Here is a 20,092-nt window from a genome sequence, read left to right on the forward strand (position 1 = left end):
GAGGAGCACCCACTCAACGCTCGTGGAGTGGTCGCGAGACACCCCGGAACCCTTTTGGAGGAACACGGGTCACGTTCCAGTAATGAGCGATCTCGAAGCGGAGTACCGTCTCGACTACTTCGAAGAGGAGGGGTTCGAGCGAAAGGAGTGTCCCTCCTGCGGCGCGCACTTCTGGACCCGCGACGCCGACCGCGAACTGTGCGGCGAGCCGCCCTGTGAGGACTACAGCTTTATCGACGATCCGGGCTTTCCGGAGGCGCACTCGCTCTCCGAGATGCGCGAGGCCTTCCTTTCCTTCTTCGAGGAGCACGGCCACGAGCGGATCGACCCGTATCCGGTCGCGGCGAACCGCTGGCGCGACGACGTGCTCTTGACCCAGGCGTCGATCTACGACTTCCAGCCGCTGGTCACGTCGGGACAGACCCCGCCTCCCGCGAACCCCCTCACCATCTCACAGCCCTGCATCCGGATGCAGGACATCGACAACGTCGGCAAGACGGGTCGGCACACGATGGCCTTCGAGATGATGGCCCACCACGCGTTCAACACGCGCGAGGAGGTCGACGAGGACGAGTACGCCTACCACGGGGAGGTGTACTGGAAAGACGAGACCGTCGAGTACTGCGACGAGCTGTTCGAGAGCCTCGGCGCGGACTTAGAGGAGATCACCTACATCGAGGACCCGTGGGTCGGCGGCGGCAACGCCGGTCCCGCGATCGAGGTCATCTACAAGGGCGCCGAGCTGGCGACGCTCGTCTTCATGTGCATGGAGCGGGACCCCGACGGCGACTACGAGATGAAGGACGGGCATACGTACTCGTTCATGGACACGTACATCGTCGACACCGGCTACGGGCTCGAACGGTGGACGTGGATGAGCCAGGGGACGGCGACGGTGTACGAAGCGGTGTACCCCGACGCGATCGACTTCCTCAAGGAGAATGCGGGGATCGAACGCACGGAAGAAGAACAGCGGCTCGTCCACCGCGCCGCGAAGCTCTCCGGTCGGCTCGACATCGACGACGTGGACGACGTGGAGGCCGCCCGCGGCGACATCGCCGATCGGCTCGACGTCGACGTCGACCGGCTCCGCGAGCTGGTCGAACCGCTCGAATCGATCTACGCGATCGCCGATCACTCGCGGACGCTCGCGTACATGTTCGGTGACGGCATCGTCCCCTCGAACGTCGGGACGGGCTACCTCGCCCGGATGGTGCTGCGACGCACGAAGCGGCTCGTCGACGAGGTCGGCGTCGACGCCCCGCTCGACGAGCTGGTCGACATGCAGGCCGAGCGGCTCGGCTACGAGAACCGCGACACCATCCGCGAGATCGTCCGTACCGAAGAGCGGAAGTACCGCAAGACGCTCGAACGCGGCTCCCGAAAGGTTGAGTCGCTCGCGGACGAGTACGCCGGCACGGGCGAGCCGATCCCGACGGAGGCGCTCTTGGAGCTGTACGACTCCCACGGGATACAGCCGGACATGGTCGCCGACATCGCCGAGGAGCGAGGCGCGACCGTCGACGTGCCCGACGACTTCTACGCGCTCGTCGCCGACCGCCACGAGGAGGAGGACGGCGAGGGAGAGGGCGCCGAGCGCGACGACCGGTTCGACGACCTCCCCGAGACGGAGAAACTGTTCTACGACGATCAGGGACGCACCGAGTTCGAGGCCGTCGTCCTCGACGTGTTCGAGCGCGAGGAGGGGTACGACGTGGTGTTAGACCAGACGATGTTCTACCCCGAGGGCGGCGGACAGCCGGCCGATCGTGGCCAGCTCACCGTCGGCGAGACGACCGTCGACGTGGTCGACGTCCAGGAGCGCGACGGCGTCGTGCTCCATCGCACCGACGCCGACCCCGGAAAGGGGGAGTTCGTCAAGGGACAGGTCGACGGCGACCGCCGCGACCGGCTGCGCGCGCACCACACCGCGACGCACCTGATCGGCCACGCCGCTCGCGAGGTGCTCGGCGATCACGTCCGACAGGCGGGCGCACAGAAGGGGACCGACTCCTCCCGGCTCGACGTGCGTCACTTCGAGCGGATCACCCGCGATCAGGTCAAAGAGATCGAACGCGTCGCCAACGATCTCGTCCGCGACGACGTGCCCGTACGCCAGGAGTGGCCCGACCGCAACGAGGCGGAGGCCGAACACGGCTTCGACTTGTATCAGGGCGGGGTCCCGCCGGGAACGAACATCCGGCTGATCCACGTCGGCGACGAGGATGTGCAGGCCTGCGCCGGCACCCACGTCGAGCGAACCGGCGAGATCGGCGCGGTGAAGGTGTTGAAGACGGAGCCGGTTCAAGACGGCGTCGAGCGGATCGTGTTCGCCGCGGGCGGCGCGGCGATCGAGGCGACCCAGCGCACGGAGGACGCGCTGTACGACGCGGCCGAGGCGCTCGACGTCGACCCGCTCGACGTGCCCGAGACGGCCGAGCGGTTCTTCGACGAGTGGAAGGCGCGCGGCAAGGAGATCGAGTCGCTCAAAGAGGAGCTCGCGGCGGCGCGCGCCTCCGGCGGCGCCGACGCCGAGGAGGTGGATATCGGCGGTGTCACCGCGGTGATCCAGCGGCTCGACGGCGACGCCGACGAGCTGCGCGCGACGGCGAACGCCCACGTCGACGACGGCAAGGTCGCGGTCGTCGGCAGCGGGGCGGACGGCTCCGCGAGCTTCGTGGTCGGCGTCCCGGACGACGTCGACGTGAACGCCGGACAGGTGGTCTCGGAGCTCGCCGGCCGCGTCGGCGGGGGTGGCGGCGGGCCGCCGGACTTCGCGCAGGGCGGCGGCCCGGACGCGGACGCGCTCGACGACGCGCTCGACGCGGCGCCGGACGTCCTTCGCAACCTACAGGAGGCCTGACTCCTCCCGACAGTTCTCCATGCCCCACGCGAACAACGCCGGCGTCGAGATCCGGTACGAAGTGGACGCTCCCGACGCCGGCGACCCCGACGAGGCGGTCGTGTTCTGCGGCGACGTGGGGCTCGGCGCGTGGCAGTTCGGCTGGCAACACGCCGCGCTCGCGGGCCCGCACACGGTGATCACGCCCGAGACGCGGGGCGTCGGTCGATCGGACGCGCCGTCGGGGCCGTACACCGTCGAAGCGCTCGCGAGCGACGTGGACGCGGTGTGCGCCGCGGAGGGAGTCCGGAACGCCCACCTCGTCGGATACGGGCTCGGCGGGATGGTCGCGCTCGCGTACGCGCTCGCCTCGTCGCGTCCGGCGAGCCTCTCGGTGGTCGGGACGCCGCCCGCGGGCGACGCCTACAACCCCGACGGCGTCTGGGCCGATCCGTCGAACCCGACCGCGGTGAAGGGGTCGCTGAACGGGCTGCTCTCGGAGTCGTTCCGCGAGACGCACCCCGACGTGCTCTCGCGGATCGTCGAGTGGCGGCTCGGCGAGGACGCCGGCCGCGAGACGTTCGAGGCCCACCGCGCGGCGGTCGAGGGGTTCGATCTCTCCGATCGGCTCTACGAGCTCACGACCCCGACGCTCGTCGTCCACGGCGCCGAGGACGGCGTCTGTCCGAAGACGGCGGCGGAGGGGCTCGCGGAGGGGCTCCCGCGGGGCGAGCTCCACTCGGTCGCGGGCGCGCGCCACTTCGTCGGGGTGGAGGCGTCCGCCGCGGTCAACGACGCCCTCGTCGGCTGGCTCGCGGAGCACGCCGCGGACCCCTTCTCGGAGTGAGCGGGGGGAGGGCGACCGACATCGCCGCTCCTCGACGCCGGTAGCGCTTCCCGCCGCCGCAACCGTTTTTGCCCCGTCGCGCCTCGAAGCGCCCAATGACACGGCTCCGGTTCGCCCTGCTGAACGCCGCCCACGACGGCGCGAACACCCGGCGGAACTTCCGTCGGGAGCTCGACGCCGACCTCGTCGAGTTCTCGGCCAGCGACGGGCACCTCCCCGACCACACCGAGTTCGACGGCGTCGTGGTCACCGGATCGCGCTCGTCCGTCTACTGGGACGAGGAGTGGATCCCGTCGCTCGTCGACTACGTCGCCAAGGCCGCCGACGCCGGCCTCCCGGTGCTCGGCGTCTGTTACGGCCACCAGGTGGTCGCCGAGGCGCTCGGCGGGCGCGTCGCCGGGATGGACGAGTTCGAGATCGGGTACAACGAGGTTCGCCGCCGCGGCGACGACGAGCTGTTCGCGGGAGTCGACGAGACGTTCACCGTCTTCACGACGCACGGCGACACGGTCGTCGATCTCCCGCCGAGCGCGACCCTGCTCGCCGAGAACGACCACGGCGTCCACGCGTTCCGCGACGGCCACTGCTGGGGCGTCCAGTTCCACCCCGAGTACGACATCGAGACGGCGCGAGAGGTCACCGAAGGGAAACGCGAGCGCCTCGGCGACGCCCGCGTCGATTCGGTGCTCTCCGAGATCACGCCCGAGGCCTACGACGCCGCCTGCGAGGCGAAACCTCTGTTCGACAACTTCGTCGCGTACGCCCGGCGGCTGAAGACTGACCGGAATTCCGCTGCGGCCGCCGGCGACTGAGTCGCCGAGACGAGCCGGCGGCGGCGCGGGAGCCGCCCGGGTCGAACACGCTTATACGGTTCCCGCCCGGAATCACGGTATGAACGTAGTACCGGACACCAGTGCGGTCGTCGACGGCCGCGTGTCCGAACGCGTCGAGGACGGGACCTACGCGGCGGCGACGGTGCTCGTCCCGGAGGCCGTCGTCGGCGAGCTGGAGTCGCAGGCCAACGACGGGCTCGAATCGGGCTGGGACGGGCTGAGCGAGCTCAAGCGGCTCGCCGACTTCGCCGACGAGGGAACGATCGAACTGGAGTACGTCGGCGAGCGCGCCGGCGGCGACGCCCGCTCGCACGCCCACGAGGGCGACGTGGACGCGCTGATCCGCGACATCGCCGCCGACCGCGACGCCACGCTCCTCTCCAGCGACGTCGTGCAGGCCGAGGTCGCCCGCGCGAAGGGGATCGATGTCGAGTACGTCGAGCCGGTCGCCCGGGGGGTCGTCGACGAGCTGCCGATCCAGCACTTGTTCACCGACGAGACGATGTCGGTCCACCTCAAGACGGGGACGAAGCCGAAGGCGAAGCGCGGGGCCCTCGGCGAGATGCGGTACGAGGTCGTCGACGAACAGGAGACGAGCGAGGCGCAGATGGACGAGTGGGCCACCGCCATCACCGATCTGGCCCGGCAGTCCAACGAGGGATTCATCGAGCTCTCCGACGACGGGATGGACATCGTCCAGTTCCGCAACTACCGGATCGCGGTCGCTCGGCCGCCGTTCGCGGACGGGATCGAGATCACGGCCGTCAGACCGATCGCGAAGACGACGCTCGACGACTACGAGTTCGCCGACGAGCTTCGCGAGCGGTTTCAAGAGCGGAAGCGCGGCGTGCTCATCTCCGGGTCGCCAGGCGCCGGGAAGTCGACGTTCGCGCAGGCGGTCGCGGAGTTCCTCAACGATAGCGACTACGCGGTGAAGACGATGGAGAAGCCGCGGGACCTGCAGGTCGGTCCGGAGATCACCCAGTACGGCGCGCTCGGCGGCGAGATGGAGAACACGGCCGACTCCCTCCTCCTCGTTCGGCCTGACTACACCATCTACGACGAGGTCCGGAAAACGAACGACTTCGAGGTGTTCTCGGACATGCGGATGGCCGGCGTCGGGATGGTCGGCGTCGTCCACGCCTCGCGCGCCATCGACGCGCTCCAGCGGCTCGTCGGCCGCGTCGAGCTCGGGATGATCCCGCAGATCGTCGACACGGTCGTGTACATCGAGGCCGGCGAGGTCCACACCGTCTACGACGTGACCACGGAGGTGAAGGTGCCTGCGGGGCTCACCGCCGAGGACCTCGCGCGCCCGGTCATCCAGGTGTCGAACTTCGAGACGGGGCGGCCGGAGTACGAGATCTACACGTTCAACCGGCAGGTCGTCACGGTCCCACTGAACGAGGACGGCGGCGAGGCCGAGTCGGAGACCGGTGTCGGGCGGATCGCGAAACAGGAGATCGAACGCGAGATCAAGTCGGTCGCGCACGGCCACGTCGATGTCGAGCTCAAGGGGAACGACGAGGCGGTGGTGTACGTCTCAGAGGGCGACATCGGCACCGTCATCGGCAAGGGCGGCGGCCGCATCAGCGACATCGAGAACCGGCTCGGCATCGAGATCGACGTCCGCACCCACGACGAGAAGCCGAGCGGTCGCGGGGGCGGTTCGGGCGGCGACGGGCGCGGCGCGAACGGCCAGGGCGGCGGTCGGGGCGGGCAGGTCGGCGAGGAGCGCGGCACCGTCGTGACCCCCGAGATCACCTCCCGACACGTCGTCATCGATGTCGACGCGGGCGTCGGCGAGACGGTCGAGGTGCGCGCGGACGGCGAGTACCTCTTCACCGCCACCGTCGGGCGCGGCGGCGAGGTGCAGGTGTCCCGCGGCTCCGCGATCGCCGAGGAGCTGGAGGACGCGATCGACCGGAAACGCACCGTGACTGTCGTGCCGGCTCGCTGATTGCCCGGCGTCTCGCTGATTGCCCGGCGTCTCGCTGCCACCCGGGCGTCTCGCTGATCGTCGCGTTTCCGCGCCTGTTTCGGGCGCGATCGACGCCGTTAGCCGTCGCGGATCCCGCAAACCGTCCGACTGCGCCGCCGTCGTTCGACGCGAGCCGATTCGACGATCGTCGTGCGTATTCCTCCTGAAAGATAACGCTTTTTTGGCGGTGGTCGGAAGTTCAGTGCATGTCAGACGAGTTAAAGCGCGGGCTCGAAGGCGTCCTCGTCGCGGAGTCGGATCTGAGCTACGTCGACGGCGAGGTCGGCAAGCTCGTGTACCGTGGATACGACATCGAGGACCTCGCTCGCGGCGCGAGCTACGAGGAGGTGCTGTACCTCCTGTGGCACGGCTCGCTGCCGACGCGCGGGGAGCTCGACGAATTCGCCGCGGATCTGGCCGCCGAGCGCGCGGTCGACGACGACGTGCTCGACACCGTCAGGAAGCTCGCCGACGCCGGCGAGCGTCCGATGGCCGCCCTGCGAACCGCTGTTTCCATGCTGTCGGCGTACGAGCCCGAGGAAGACGCGGACCCGACGGACCTCGACGCGACGCTCCGAAAGGGCCGCCGGATCACGGCGAAGATCCCCACGGTCCTCGCGGCCTTCGAGCGCGCTCGACACGGCGAGGACCCGGTCGCGCCCGATCCCGACCTCTCGCACGCCGCGAACTTCCTCTACATGCTCACCGGCACGGAGCCCGACGAGGTGAGTGCGGAGACGTTCGACATGGCGCTGACGCTCCACGCCGACCACGGGTTCAACGCCTCGACGTTCACGGCGATCGTGATCGGTTCGACGATGGCCGACGTGTACTCCGGGGTCACCGGCGGGATCGGCGCCCTCTCCGGTTCCCTCCACGGCGGCGCGAACCAGGACGTGATGGAGGTGCTTCAGGAGGTCGACGCCTCCGACAAGGACCCCGTGCAGTGGGTGAAAGACGCTCGCGAGAAGGGACGGCGCATCCCCGGCTTCGGCCACCGCGTCTACAAGGTGAAAGACCCCCGCGCGAAGATCCTCGAAGAGAAGCTCCGCGACCTCTCGGAGTCGTCCGGCGACACGAAGTGGCTCGACTACACCACCGCGATCGAGGAGTACCTCACGGAACAGGGACTGCTTGAGAAGGGGATCGCCCCGAACGTCGACTTCTACTCCGGTTCCGTCTACGACTCGCTGGGCATCCCGGTCGACATGTATACCCCGATCTTCGCGATGAGCCGCGTCGGCGGCTGGATCGCTCACGTCGTCCAGTACCAGGAGGACAACCGCCTTATCCGTCCGCGGGCCCGGTACACGGGTCCCAAGGAGTCGGAGTTCGTCCCGATCGACGAGCGGTAGGCGACCTCGTCAGTCGGCCGCCTGCCCCCCGTCGACGGGGATCGTGTGGCCGGTGACGTACGAGGCGTCCGACGAGCAGAGGAACGCGACGACCCCCGCCATCTCCTCCGGGTCGGCGATGCGGTCCATCGGCACGTCGCGCATCGTCGACGTGTCGAAGTCCGCCCGGAGCGTTCGAATCGCGGTCCGGACCAGCGCGGCGGCGGCCCTGATCCGATCGCGGAGCGACGCCGGTCCGGCCGCGCCGGATCCGCCGAGGAGCCCCGACTGGATGTTCGTCTTCGTCGGCCCCGGCGCGATCGCGTTCACGCGGATCCCGCGGCTCGCGTTCTCCAGCGCGACCGACTTCGTGAGTCCGACGACGCCGTGTTTGCTGGCCGAGTAGCTGGAGAGCCCGCCCATCCCGACGAGCCCGGCCATCGAGGCGGTGTTGACGATCGCGCCGTGGCCCTGCCGTTTCATCACGGGGAGCTCGGCTTTCAGGCAGGTCCAGATCCCCTTGAGGTTCACGTCCATCAGCCGATCCCACTTCTCCTCGGTGACCTCCGTCGTCTCGACGAAGTCGGTGAGGATGCCGGCGTTGTTGTGCGCGAAGTCGAGGCTTCCGTACGTTTCGACCGCGGCGTCGACCATCCGCTCGACGGACGACAGGTCGGCCACGTCGACCTCGACGAACGTCGCGCCCCCGCCCGCGTCGGCGATCAGGTCGGCGGTCTCGCGCCCCGCGTCCGCGGCGATGTCGGCGGCGACGACGTTCGCTCCCTCGTCGGCGAGGCGGAGCGCCGTCGCTCGCCCGATCCCCGACCCGGCGCCCGTCACGACCGCGGTCTTTCCGGCGAACCGGTTCATAGCGTGTAGTCGTGTTCGCCGGTCTCCGACTCCAGGAAGGCCGTCAGTAGGTCGATCGTCGCCGCCACGTCGCCGCCGTCGGCGGTCTCGGTGACGGTGTGGAGGTACCGCGTCGGGATCGAGATCGCGCCGACGGGCTTCGCGCCTGCGGTGTTCTGGAACCCGGCGGTGTCGGTGCCGCCCGCGGGCAACACCTCGTGCTGGTGGTCGATCCCCGCTTCCTCGGCGACCGCGGTGAGCCGCTTGTGGACCTTCGGACTGGTGATCACCGAGGAGTCTTTCAGCTTGATCGCGGTCCCCTCGCCGAGCTCCGTCACGGCGTCGGCCGCGTCGCCGATCTGGGGCACGTCGTTCGCGACGGTCACGTCCAAGGCGACGGCAAGGTCGGGGTCGATGTCGACGCCGAGCGCTTTCGCGCCGCGGAGCCCGACTTCCTCTTGGACCGTCGCCGCGAAGTGGACCGTCACGTCGGGGTCGTCGATCCGCGCCGCGGCTTCGAGCGTCGCGAACAGGCAGATCCGGTCGTCGAGCGCTTTCCCGGTGATCCGGTCGCCCATGCGGGTCGTCGTCTGGTCGAGGGTGACCAGGTCGCCGACGCCGACGAGCTCCTCGACCGCCTCGGCGTCGCGTCCGAGGTCGATGAAGGCGTCTTTCACCTCGTCGTCTTTCTCCTTCTGCTCGTCCGTGAGCGTGTGCGGCGGGACCGAGCCGATGACGCCGGTGAGGTCCTCCTCGCCGTGGACGGTGACGCGCTGGGCGCGCAGCACGCGGGCGTCGAACCCGCCGAGCGGGTCCACCTGTACGAACCCCTCGTCGGTGACGTGCCGGACCATGAACCCGATCTCGTCCATGTGGGCCGCGACGGCGACCGAGTAGTCCGTGTCGCCCTCGATCGTCCCGACGACGTTGCCCATCGCGTCGGTGCGGACGCGGTCGGTCCGGTCGGCGAACTCGCGGCGGACGATCTCGCGGACCTCGTCCTCGTACCCCGGGACGCCTCGCGCCTCGGTCAACTCGCACAGCAGGTCGTAATCGAACTCGAACGACATGTCCCCTCCTCGCGACCCAATCGACAAAGTTCCGCAGGATCCGGAACGCGCCACCGGGTTCCGGTCCGTTTCGGCTCAATCTCGTCCGCCTTCCGTTTAAGAACCATCAACGAGTTCACCGTTGTTCCGCAACCCTTTTGCGGTCGCTCTCGGGAAGTGGATGTATGACAGACGTGAAAGCGGAACTCCGCGAACAGTTCTTAGAGGCCTTCGGCGGCGCCGACTTCCCCGTCCAGAACCAGATGGACCTGGTCCCCGCGCTCCCGGACGGGCCGGGCACGAAGTTCGAGGCCGGCGACGTGAGCTTCACCGCGATGGAGATGGCCGCGAAGCTCGGCAGCGAGCAGGAGTTCCCCTACGACACGCCCGAGGAGCTCGTCGACGACATCATCGACGGGCTCGAAGCGAAGGGGATGATCTGACGCGCCGACGCGACGCCGCTTTTTTCGAACCGTCCGCTGACACCGCCGAGAGGTTGATACGCTCGGAGCCGTAACTGAGCGCGTGGTCGTCGAGCTCATCAGTCTCCTCCCGCCGTGGGTCGTGTTGGGTCTCGCGCTCGGCGCCGTCGCCTCCGGGCTCGTCGCGCTCGCCTTCTACCTCGGAGATCGGTTCGTGGGACCCGCTCCGAGCGACGGCGCCGGCGGCGCCGGACCCCGAAGCGCCGATCCGGGATCGACCGGCGACGAGCGACGGCGTCGGGAGATCCGCGAGTACCTGCAGGCGATCGGCGAGCGGTTCCGCGAGGACCACGCGTTCGACGGCGTGGCGGTCCCCTTCTACCTCCCCGAGCGCGGCGTCGCGATCACGTTCGACGCACACGACTACTTCAGACTGGAGGGCGAGGGCGTCTACACCGTCCTCTGTGAACACGAGATGCCCGGACGCGGGCTCGGGCGGCGGCTCCCCTTCGACGTGACCGAGCCCGGGTGGGCGACGGGCGAACAGGCCGAGAGAGGCGATAGCCGACGCGTCGGCGGAGCCGGCCGCACCGCCGACCGGATCGGTCGGGCCGCCGGCGCGGGCGGGCGCGACCCCGTGGCGGCCGCGTTCGCCGAACTCGACGTGGCGACCGACGCCGACGCCGACGAGGTGAAACGGGCCTACCGCGAGCGCGTCAAGGAGACCCATCCCGATCAGGGCGGCGACGAGGAGGCGTTCCGGCGCGTCCGCGAGGCGTACGCGACCGCGCGCAACCACGCTGGCGAAGGGGACCGCGGCGTTCGCGATCCCGCCTCGCGGTGAACGCTTTTCCCGCCGCCGTGCCACGTGATCGCACATGCAAGCCGCCAGACTCCACGAGTACACCGACGACGTGAGCGAGGGGCTCGCGATCGACGAGGTCGACCGACCGACGGCGACCGGAGCGAGCGACGTGATCGTCGAGGTCGAGGGCGCGGGGTGGTGCCAGACGGACAACCACATCATCGAGGGGATGTGGGCGGAGTACGTCCCCCAAGAGCTCCCGATGACGCTCGGCCACGAGAACGCTGGGACGGTGGTCGAGACGGGCGAGGACGTAGACCTCGTCGCCGAGGGCGACCCGGTGATCTGTCACCCGGTCCAGACCTGCGGCACCTGCCGCCCGTGTCGGCTCGGCGAGACGATGTACTGCGAGAACGACGCGTTCAACGGGCTCACCACGGACGGCGGCTTCGCCGAGTACCTCCACACCAGCGAGCGCGCGGTGATCCCCCTGCCGTCGGGCGTCGAACCGGTCGACATCGCGCCCCACGCCGACGCCGGTATCACGGCGTACCACGCCGCGAAGAAGGCGGTCACCGAGTTGAATCCCGGCGACCACGCGGTCGTCATCGGCGTCGGCGGGCTGGGCCACATCGGCTTGCAGTGTCTCGACGCGATGAGCGCGGCGCGGATCACGGCGGTCGACCTGAAGGAGTCGGCGCTGGACCTGGCCGACCGATACGGCGCCGACCACCTGATCGACCCGACCGAGGAAGACGTCCCCGCCGAGATCGAGTCGATCACGGACGGCACCGGCGCCGCGCAGGTGCTCGACTTCGTCGGCGAGGACGCCACCACCGCGTACGCGCCGGACATCACCGCCGCCGGCGGCGACCACCACATCATCGGCTACGGCGGTCACATCCACGAGCCGGCCCAGGCGCTGGTGAACGGCGAGTTCTCCTTCGTCGGCAACATCGTCGGGCGGTACGCGGAGCTTCAGGAGCTGGTCTCGCTCGTCGAGCAGGGCGACGTGGATCTCCACACCAGCCGCTACGACCTCGGCGAGGTGAACGCGGTGGCTGAGAAGCTCGAACGCGGCGAGATCGACGGGCGGGCAGTGATCACGCCCTGAGCGCGGTTCGATCTGTCGCGTCCCCTGCGAACGTCCCACACTATTATTCTCGTTGACAGAATATCGTGCAGTATGGACCTTCGCCGCTGGACGCCGTTCACGTTCGTCGCGCCCGACCGCTACGTCGGCCGCGACGACCGGTGGGACGCCTTCGACATCGAGGAGTGGTCGGCGTCGGAGTACGACTGGACGCAGGACCCGTGGAACGGGCTCAGCGACTTCGCCAAACGGCCCGACGAGTGCGTCGACGCCGGACGGGGCGACTGCGAGGATTACGCCCTCGTCGCGCTCTCCTGGGCGTTCGCCAACGACCGCGACGGGATCGGGATCGGGTTCTGCTGGGACCTCCCGTGGCCCTGGCCGCGGCACGTGATCGCGTTCGACGACGAGCGCGTCTACTCGTCGGGCGAGATCACCGAGGAGAGCGTGGGAGAGTGGAAGGCCGACTCGAAGTACGCGTTCGTACTCAAACGGCGCGTCAGCGACCCGTCGTGACCGGACCTCGGGCGAGAGCGAGGGGAGCGGCGACGGTCAGAAGTGGCGCTCGACGATCTTCTCGCCCGTTCGCGCCGCGAGGGCCTGGCCCGTGTTCGTCGGGTTCGCGCCGCCGACCCCGTTCGCGAGCACGGAGTGGTCGGCGACGAAGAGCCGATTGACGTCGTAGGCCTCGCACGCCTCGTCGACCACTTTCCCCATCCGCATCGTGCTGTGGACGTGCAGCGCGGTCGGCGGCGAGTCGGAGCGGTGGACGTGCGAGGCGCCGGCCTCGCGCAGGATGTCGGCGGCGATCCGCGCGAGCTCGTCGCGGCGCTGTCGGTCCCCCTCGCTCGGCTCGTAGTTGACGATGGGGATCGGCCCGTGCTCGTCGGCGGCCCCCGGCGCGACCGTGACCCCGTTTCGCTGATGGGGGCGGTCGTCGCTCACGACGAGGATCTGTAGCATCCGCCGGTAGTCGGAGAGCAGCCGCTTGAGCTCCGTCCCGGCCAGCCGACCGATCGTGTCCCACGGTTCGCCCGCGGTGTCGTTCTGGAACGCGAACCCCGACGCGCTGGCGCCGAAGCCCAAGATCGCGCCGATTCCCGGCGCGGTCCCGACGGTCTGAAGCATCCCCACGCCCGGGTAGTCGAACCGAGCGGCGATGTCCTGACCCTCGTGTTGGTCGATCGTGTCGCTGCCGATCGTCTCGTCCAGGTCGTCGGGGTCCCACAGCCCCATCACGTTGTCGCCGAAGTGGATCGTCAGCCCGCGACCGACCCACTCGTTGGCCGGGAGGTCGGCGTTGAGCCAGAGCCGCGGCGTCTCGATGGCGCCCGCGGCGAGGACGACGACATCGGAGTCGACCTGCTCGACGGAGCCCGACCACGTGTCTCGGAACTCCACGCCGATCGCGGTCGGCGTGTCGCCCCGCGGCGTCACGGTGATCACGTCCGTGACGAAGGCGTTGGGGCGGATCGTCACGTTGCCGGTGCGCAGCGCGGGCGGCACGAAGCTGACGTTGCTCGCCCGCTTGGACTTCTCCTCGTACGGGGCTCCGCGCGGGTGCGGGTTCCCGGCGATGTTCCCGAGCGCGAGGGTGTCGCCCTCGACGTCGGGGTACGTGAAGTCGCCGTCGTACCCCGCGTCGACGTGGAGCTTCTCGTCGGGCTGTCTGATCGCGTTCGGCTGCGGGCGGTACCCCGGCTCCGTCACGTTCAGGTCCTCGATCAGGTCCCAGCCGGCGTCGGCCGCGCCGCGGAAGAACAGCTCCTCCTTGGCGGTGACGGGCGCCGGCGTCACGTCGCACATCTCCTCGACCTCCTGGTAGTAGGGGATCAGGTCGGCGTACTCGATCGGCCAGTGCCCCTGCTCGTCGATCGACGCCGGATAGGCGCGCGGGTGACACCCGGTGTAATGCAGCGTGGTTCCGCCGACGCCGGCACACTGTAGGATCGCGCCGTCGCCCGGGAACTTCCGGAACCAGAACCCCCGCTCGTGGTCGGCCGGCCCGAAGACGAGCTTGGTGATCATCTCAAACTCGCGGGTGGTGAACTGCTCGTCGAGCAGGTCGCCGCTCAGGTCCTCGGGGCTCGACGACGCCTCGCCGCCCGGCTCCTCGTTGGGGCGCGGCCACTGCTCGTTGCCGTAGAACGGCCCCGCTTCGAGGACGAGAACGGAGAGGCCCGCCTCAGCGAGCTTCCACGCCGTGACCGGCCCGTCGCCTCCCGCCCCGACCACGACCGCGTCGTAGCTGTCTTCGACCATTCTCGCTCACCCCGACTCCGCGGGGAACGGCTCGACGTAGCCGCTCGTGTCGTACTCGTTCTCGCGGAACGCGCCCGACTCCCGGACGATCCGGACGTCCGCCGTCTCGTCGACGGTCGCCCACGTGTCGCCGTCGCCCAGCGGGCTCTCGGCCGTTCCGACGTAGCCGCGGAGCGCGGCGTACCCGTTCGCGAACCCCGGGAATCCGGTCTGCCGCCAGCTCTGGACCGCGGACCGGTCGTTCGGGTGGACGCGTCGGCTCGGCGGCTGGGTGAACTCGTCGTACCCCTGCCACTCGCTGTAGTAGATCATCTCCATGAACCCGATGACCAGCTGTCCCACCAGACCGGCGTCCAGTTCGAGCAGGTCGTCGTCGGTCGGCGCGAACTCGACGTCGAACTCGTCGACGATGGCGATGGCCCGCAGCCGGTCGCGCCGCGAGAGCTTCGCGAAGGGGCCGACGATTCCGTCCTCCTCGACCGCCGCCGGCGACGGGTCGTCCGGACCGAGCAGCGACAGCGCCCGGTCGAGGTCCGGTTCCCGTTCGTTGTCCTCACGCTCCAGAAGCGTCAGCGCCGCCGAGTCGAGGAGGTGGGCGATCGGGTCCGCGATCGGGATGTTCCCCTGCGGCCCGAGGTGCGGGAGCCCGAGCTGGAAACCGTCGTCGACGTAGGTGACGGTGAACTCGTCGAGGTCGACCGCCAGGCCGCCGGGGACGTGCTCCGGCCCGAGCTCCTCCGCGAGCCCCGGCGTCTCGGGAACGACCGCGTCCGCGATCGCCCGGAACGTCACCCTCGTGTGGGGGTCGACGTCGGGACCGATCCCCGCGAACTCGAGGAGCAACCCCCCGATAGATGTCAGGGTTTGCCACGCGACGGCCAGCCAGTCCCCTATGCGACTAGTTACCATATCTAGTCGTCGAACGAGTGGGTAAAAAAGATTGTCCCGATGACATTCATCCCTGGCGCTCACACCGAGATCCGGTTCGGTTGTCGGGGGAGAGACGGCGGCGGCGCGGCGAAACGGCGCAACTACCATCCGTAATTAAATATCTCGATGACAATTCGCGCGTGTGTGAAAGACAATGACTACCACGAACGCCGACAACAGTCACACCCATCGGGCCCGGACACCCATCGGGCCCGGACGCCCATCGGGCCCGGAAGCGACCGCACGCGACCACACGCGACCACGCGCGGTTCGAGCACCGCTCAGAGCGATCGACACCCGCCTCACACACCATAACCGGCCATGACATCGATCAACCTCTGGGACGTCGTCCACGTCCCGTTCGACGTCGTCCGAGACGGCTACCGACAGCTCCGAAAGGCGCTGTTTACGGAAGCGCGGCCGTCCGGTGAGTACTTCGTGGTGGACCGGTCCGTCGAGGAGATCGAAGCCGCGCTCGGCGAGTACAGTTTCGCGCCGAACTGGGAGTTCTCCTATCACAAGCGCGGCGAGGTCATGAACCTCGCTCGCGTGGTTCACGAGCGCAACGCGGTCGACGGAACGACCTATCGCTGGTGGCAGACGCACCTCCGCGGGTGGCGCAACGACGACGGCCGGATCGAACTCCACGCGCACTGGGAGCTCGAGCCGACCGAGAACGGGAACCCCCACATCGACGGCGTCGGCTTCGATTTCGACCGCGGGATGTCCACGTTGCGGTCGTTTCTCGACGAAGCCGGGATCGAGTACGAGTCGACGACGATCGAACCGGAGCGCTCCGACGGCTGACGGGCGACCGGTCTATCGCCCGGTCGATCGGCGGCCGGTCGACCGCGAACGCGCCGCCGAACGGCCTCACCCCGAGGGCGATCGGCGGAGCTTCCGGAGCGCGTACCCCGCGGCGATCGCCAACCCCACGGCGACAGCGCCCGTGATCACCGCGGTCCGACGGGGCGGACGGTTCGCCTCCGGCGGGGCGTCGCGCCACCCGGCCCGCCCCGCGTCGACGTACTCCTCGACGGAGTCGTGCGGGACCACGTCGAACTCGACCGTCCCCGCGTGGTCGACGGGCTCGATCAGCGATCGAAACGCGTCGACGAACCGACGGGCGTCCGCCTCGCTCGCCCACTCGTACAGCTCCAGGAACTCGCCCGGCCGCTCGCCCGCCAGCCAGAGCTTGCGGCGGAACCCGGGAAGCCCCGCGAAAAACGGCGTCGCGACGTTCGCGATCGGGTCGAACAGCGCGGACCGGAACGGGCCCCGGGCCGCCGGATCGGTCACCCGCATCCTGAAGACGAGGACGACCCCGTCCTCGGAGGCGTCCGACTCGGCCGACCGGCGCACCGTCTCGCGGTAGACGACGAACGTCGTCCCGTCCTCCGTTTCGATCGTGTCCTGTAGCCTGCCCTCCGGGAACTCGATGTCGCCCGCGAGCAGGTATCTGACGGAGCGCAGTGCGGCCCGGCCGAGCGTCGCGCCGTCGCGAAGATTCATACGCGCTATCTATCAACCATCCGTAATGAAGGTTTCCGCGGTCGCGGACGACCGCTAACTCCTTGTGACCGCGGCGCACACAGATCGGCCATGGACGAGAACGGCGCCGGCGACGACCGCGACGCCGACCCCCGCGGCTCCGCGGTAGACCCCCTCGCCGACGAGGACCTCTACCGCGTGCTCGGGCCGGACGGCGCCCCCGTGCCGGACGCGACGGTCCCGGACCTCTCTGACGAGCGGTTTCACGAGATCTACCGCGACCTGGTGGTCACCCGCCGGTTCGACGAGCGCGCGGTCAGCCTCCAGCGACAGGGGCGGATCGGGACGTACGCGCCCTGCGCGGGACAAGAGGGGTCGGCGGTCGGGTCGACCTACGCGCTCGCCGACCGCGACCTGATCAGCTACCAGTACCGCGAGCACGGCGCGGTCGTCGCCCGCGACCTGCTCGCCGAGTACCTGCCCTACTGGATGGGCCACGAGTCGGGGACCGAGGCGATCGCCGACGGCAACGTCTTCCCGCTGAACATCGGGATCGCGGCGCACCTGCCGCACGCGGTCGGCGCCGCGTGGGCGTTCGACTACCGCGACGAGGACCGAGTCGTCGCCGTCCACTTCGGCGACGGCGCGACCAGCGAGGGCGACTTCCACGAGGCGATGAACTTCGCGGGCGTGTTCGACGCGCCGGCGCTCTTCTGCTGTCACAACAACGGCTGGGCGATCTCGGTCCCCGAAACGCGGCAGAGCGCGACCGACACGTTCGCGCAGAAGGCGACCGCCTACGGCTTCGACGGCGTCCGCGTCGACGGGATGGACCCCCTCGCGAGCTACGCGGTCACGCGGGCGGCGGCGGAGCGGGCGCGGGGTGGCGGAGGGCGTTCGGGGAGCGACGGCGGAGGGCGTTCGGGGAGCGACGGCGGTGGCGGCCCGGGGAGCGAAGGTGACACGGGCGACGACGGCGACACCCCTCGACCGACCCTCATCGAGTTCGTCGAGTACCGGTTCGGCGCGCACACGACCGCCGACGACCCGACCGCCTACCGCGACTCCGGCGACGTGGAGCCGTGGCGCGCGCTCGATCCCGTCGATCGCATGGAGGCGTTCCTCCGGGAGACCGGGCGGATCGACGACGAGGGCGTCGCAGCGATCCGCGAGGAGGCCGACGCGATCGTCGCCGACGCGATCGAGTTCGCGGAGTCGGTCGAACCCGATCCGGCCGACATGTTCGACCACGCGTACGCCGACCTCCCGCCCGAGATCCGCCGCCAGCGCGACGACCTGCTCGCGGCGATCGACGAGCACGGCGAGGCGTCCTTCCGGCGGGAGGAGTAGGGTTGGCGGCGACCGAGCTCCCGCGCGAGGAGTGGCCCCGACCGAGAGTCCCGCCGCGGTCCGGAGACCACCACGCCTATGCGTCCGCTCCCGCGTGTGCCGGCATGAACGACGCCGCCCTCCGAACCCGCCTCGACGCGATCCTCCTCCTGCTCGCGACGAACGCCCTCCTGCTCTTCGGGATCGGCCTCCAGTACGCCGGGGAGATCACGGTCGGGGTAGCCGTCCTCGCCGCGCTTGTCGGGTACGGACTCGTTCGGGGACGGCGGTCCGGCGCGCTGCCGTGAGACGCGCCCGGCGCGGCCGGTCCGGTGACGTAAGCCGCCCCTCCACGAGCAATTGGAGCGATGGCGGCCGGGCCGGCTACAGGTACTCGCCCGCCGCCTCGGCCGCCGTTCGCCCGCTCTCCAGCGCACCCTGGATCGACGACCACTCCGTGTAGTCGCCGGCGAGGACGACCGGCCCCTCCGGATCGTCGGGGGCGGGGAGGTCGGCGTGGACCCCCGGCGGCTGGGCGAACTGCGCGAAGGGGATCCGGTGGACGTCGACGGTCTCCAAGCCGCCGAAGTCGCGCCCGGGGTACCACGCGCTCAGGGCGTCGCGAACGTCGTCGCGGAGGCCGGCCGCGGGACGGTCGAGCGGCGCCTCGCCGAGGAACGTCGCCGCGAGCAGCGCGCGGTCGTCGGGAGCGTACTCCGGCGCGACCTCCGACAGCGGGACCACGGCGTTCGGCGAGTCGTCCGCGGCGTTGAGCAGGATGCGCCCGCCCGTCTCGAACGACTCGCCCGCGGGGAGCGTGTACCAGCCGGTCACGTTCGGGACACCCTCGGTGGGGATCGACTTGACGCCCGTGAGGCGGCGGGCCTCCGGCGGGGTGGCCGCGACGACCACCGCGTCGGTCTCGCGCGTCGACCCGTCCGCCAGCTCGACGGTCGCGCCCTCGGCGTCGCCGCTCCCGGTCCGGAACGGGATCCGACCCTGGCCCGCGATTCGGACCGACTCCACGTCCTCGCCCGTCTCGATCGTCACGCCCGCCTCGCGGGCGCGGGCCGCGAGCGCCTCGGGGATCGCTCGCATTCCGTCCGCGGGGACGCCGATCTCACCGCGGCTCATCGCCTGGAACGTGTACTCGAAGACGTGCTTCGAGGTCGACAGCGTTCGGTCGAGGGCGATCCCGCCGTAGAACGGCTCGACGAAGTTCTCGACGTACTCGTCGGCGAACCCCCACTCGCGGAGGTACTCTCGGATGGAGGCGTCGCGGCCGACGAAGAAGTCGTCTTCCTCGCGCTTCGAGAGGTCGTGCCGGAGCGCCAGCGTCCGGAGCTTGTCGGAGAAGGAGACCTCGTCGTTCAGCAGCGAGGGGATCGCCCCGCGGGGGTCCCGGAGCGGGTCCGAGAGGATCGAGCGCGACCCCGGCCGACAGATCGTGGCGCCGGGGGAGAATCCGCGGACGTCGAGGGCGTCGGCGTCGAGCTCGCGCTCGACCGCCGGATAGCTCGTGAACAGCACCTGAAAGCCGCGGTCGAGAGTGAAGCCGTCCGCGGTCTCGGTCCGCACCCGTCCGCCGATCTCGGGCCGTCGCTCGTACAGCGTCACGTCCGCGCCTCTCTCGGCGAGCCGGGCCGCCGCGACGAGCCCCGCGAGCCCGCCGCCGACGACGGTGGCGTCTCTACTCATGTGTGGAGTATTGCGTCATGGGATTATAAGCAACCGTTGCTGGCAGAGCGACGATGAGCATCTCCAAAGCCCCAGTCGCGAGGACTCGCGACTGCCCCTTTGAGTCCCACCCCGCAAAGGGACCGCAGCCTCACGCCTCCCCAGCCTCGTCGGTCGTCCTCCGCGTTGCTCCGGACGACCGACTCCCTCGCGCGTGCTCTTCGCGCCCGATGGGCGCTCGGAGGCACGCGCCACTGCACAGATCGACCAGATCGACCAGATCGACCAGATCGACCAGATCGACCAGATCGACCAGATCGACCAGATCGACCAGATCGACCAGATCGA

General features: G+C 69.7%; 18 protein-coding genes. 12 read left to right on the forward strand and 6 right to left on the reverse strand.

What is annotated here, in order from left to right:
- Positions 1 to 82 precede the first annotated feature (82 nt).
- The 5 genes from alaS to citZ all read left to right on the forward strand — a co-directional run bounded on the left by alaS (position 83) and on the right by citZ (position 7,858).
- Positions 83 to 2,863, forward strand: coding sequence for an alanine--tRNA ligase (gene alaS, locus C471_RS13255; RefSeq protein ID WP_004049842.1), 2,781 nt, complete (start codon positions 83 to 85; stop codon positions 2,861 to 2,863).
- A 19-nt stretch (positions 2,864 to 2,882) separates the two neighbouring features.
- Complete coding sequence (locus C471_RS13260; protein ID WP_004049844.1) at positions 2,883 to 3,689, forward strand: alpha/beta fold hydrolase; 807 nt, start codon at positions 2,883 to 2,885, stop codon at positions 3,687 to 3,689.
- A gap of 95 nt (positions 3,690 to 3,784) precedes the next feature.
- Complete coding sequence (locus tag C471_RS13265; protein WP_004049846.1) at positions 3,785 to 4,501, forward strand: type 1 glutamine amidotransferase; 717 nt, start codon at positions 3,785 to 3,787, stop codon at positions 4,499 to 4,501.
- A gap of 79 nt (positions 4,502 to 4,580) precedes the next feature.
- Entirely contained in the window at positions 4,581 to 6,482 is a 1,902-nt protein-coding gene (locus C471_RS13270; protein WP_004049847.1) for a PINc/VapC family ATPase, read from the forward strand.
- 227 nt (positions 6,483 to 6,709) lie between these two features.
- Positions 6,710 to 7,858 carry a citrate synthase gene (citZ, locus tag C471_RS13275; protein WP_004049848.1) on the forward strand — a complete coding sequence of 383 codons (1,149 nt, stop codon included), beginning with the start codon at positions 6,710 to 6,712 and terminating at the stop codon, positions 7,856 to 7,858.
- Between the two features lie 9 nt (positions 7,859 to 7,867).
- On the opposite strand, the gene C471_RS13280 is transcribed toward citZ, so the two are convergent.
- Both C471_RS13280 and C471_RS13285 read right to left on the reverse strand, forming a co-directional pair.
- On the reverse strand, positions 7,868 to 8,707 hold the full coding sequence (locus C471_RS13280; RefSeq protein ID WP_004049850.1) for an SDR family NAD(P)-dependent oxidoreductase: 840 nt from the start codon (positions 8,705 to 8,707) through the stop codon (positions 7,868 to 7,870).
- Complete coding sequence (locus C471_RS13285; RefSeq protein ID WP_004049852.1) at positions 8,704 to 9,756, reverse strand: M42 family metallopeptidase; 1,053 nt, start codon at positions 9,754 to 9,756, stop codon at positions 8,704 to 8,706. Before C471_RS13285 ends, C471_RS13280 begins: the two co-directional genes overlap by 4 nt.
- Before the next feature lie 164 nt (positions 9,757 to 9,920).
- Here C471_RS13285 and C471_RS13290 point away from each other — a divergent pair, with 164 nt between their 5' ends.
- The 4 genes from C471_RS13290 (at position 9,921) to C471_RS13305 (ending at position 12,571) form a co-directional block, all read left to right on the forward strand.
- Positions 9,921 to 10,178 carry an MTH865 family protein gene (locus C471_RS13290; protein WP_004049854.1) on the forward strand — a complete coding sequence of 86 codons (258 nt, stop codon included), beginning with the start codon at positions 9,921 to 9,923 and terminating at the stop codon, positions 10,176 to 10,178.
- An 82-nt stretch (positions 10,179 to 10,260) separates the two neighbouring features.
- Positions 10,261 to 11,001: a J domain-containing protein gene (locus C471_RS13295; protein ID WP_004049856.1), complete on the forward strand. Its 741-nt coding sequence runs from the start codon at positions 10,261 to 10,263 to the stop codon at positions 10,999 to 11,001.
- A 34-nt stretch (positions 11,002 to 11,035) separates the two neighbouring features.
- Complete coding sequence (locus C471_RS13300) at positions 11,036 to 12,076, forward strand: NAD(P)-dependent alcohol dehydrogenase (RefSeq protein WP_004049858.1); 1,041 nt, start codon at positions 11,036 to 11,038, stop codon at positions 12,074 to 12,076.
- 72 nt (positions 12,077 to 12,148) lie between these two features.
- The gene (locus C471_RS13305) at positions 12,149 to 12,571 is read left to right on the forward strand and encodes a hypothetical protein (RefSeq protein ID WP_004049860.1); all 423 of its coding nucleotides are present in this window, start codon (positions 12,149 to 12,151) and stop codon (positions 12,569 to 12,571) included.
- 36 nt (positions 12,572 to 12,607) lie between these two features.
- Here C471_RS13305 and C471_RS13310 read toward each other — a convergent pair whose 3' ends face one another.
- Both C471_RS13310 and C471_RS13315 read right to left on the reverse strand, forming a co-directional pair.
- Positions 12,608 to 14,317: a GMC oxidoreductase gene (locus tag C471_RS13310; protein ID WP_004049862.1), complete on the reverse strand. Its 1,710-nt coding sequence runs from the start codon at positions 14,315 to 14,317 to the stop codon at positions 12,608 to 12,610.
- Positions 14,318 to 14,323: 6 nt separating this feature from the next.
- Positions 14,324 to 15,226: a hypothetical protein gene (locus C471_RS13315; protein WP_152421906.1), complete on the reverse strand. Its 903-nt coding sequence runs from the start codon at positions 15,224 to 15,226 to the stop codon at positions 14,324 to 14,326.
- Between the two features lie 342 nt (positions 15,227 to 15,568).
- Here C471_RS13315 and C471_RS13320 point away from each other — a divergent pair, with 342 nt between their 5' ends.
- The gene (locus C471_RS13320) at positions 15,569 to 16,054 is read left to right on the forward strand and encodes a hypothetical protein (RefSeq protein WP_004049866.1); all 486 of its coding nucleotides are present in this window, start codon (positions 15,569 to 15,571) and stop codon (positions 16,052 to 16,054) included.
- A 66-nt stretch (positions 16,055 to 16,120) separates the two neighbouring features.
- Here C471_RS13320 and C471_RS13325 read toward each other — a convergent pair whose 3' ends face one another.
- Positions 16,121 to 16,759, reverse strand: a complete 639-nt coding sequence (locus tag C471_RS13325; protein ID WP_004049867.1) for an antibiotic biosynthesis monooxygenase family protein — start codon at positions 16,757 to 16,759, stop codon at positions 16,121 to 16,123.
- Positions 16,760 to 16,849: 90 nt separating this feature from the next.
- Here C471_RS13325 and C471_RS13330 point away from each other — a divergent pair, with 90 nt between their 5' ends.
- Positions 16,850 to 18,088, forward strand: a complete 1,239-nt coding sequence (locus tag C471_RS13330; protein WP_004049869.1) for a thiamine pyrophosphate-dependent enzyme — start codon at positions 16,850 to 16,852, stop codon at positions 18,086 to 18,088.
- A gap of 104 nt (positions 18,089 to 18,192) precedes the next feature.
- A complete protein-coding gene (locus C471_RS13335) occupies positions 18,193 to 18,375 on the forward strand; it encodes a hypothetical protein (RefSeq protein ID WP_004049871.1) in 183 nt (60 codons plus the stop codon).
- Positions 18,376 to 18,451: 76 nt separating this feature from the next.
- Here the strand turns inward: C471_RS13335 and C471_RS13340 are convergent, their stop codons facing one another.
- Positions 18,452 to 19,765 carry an NAD(P)/FAD-dependent oxidoreductase gene (locus C471_RS13340; RefSeq protein ID WP_004049873.1) on the reverse strand — a complete coding sequence of 438 codons (1,314 nt, stop codon included), beginning with the start codon at positions 19,763 to 19,765 and terminating at the stop codon, positions 18,452 to 18,454.
- Positions 19,766 to 20,092 lie beyond the last annotated feature (327 nt).

It is taken from the genome of Halorubrum saccharovorum DSM 1137 (assembly GCF_000337915.1).
Taxonomy (GTDB): domain Archaea; phylum Halobacteriota; class Halobacteria; order Halobacteriales; family Haloferacaceae; genus Halorubrum; species Halorubrum saccharovorum.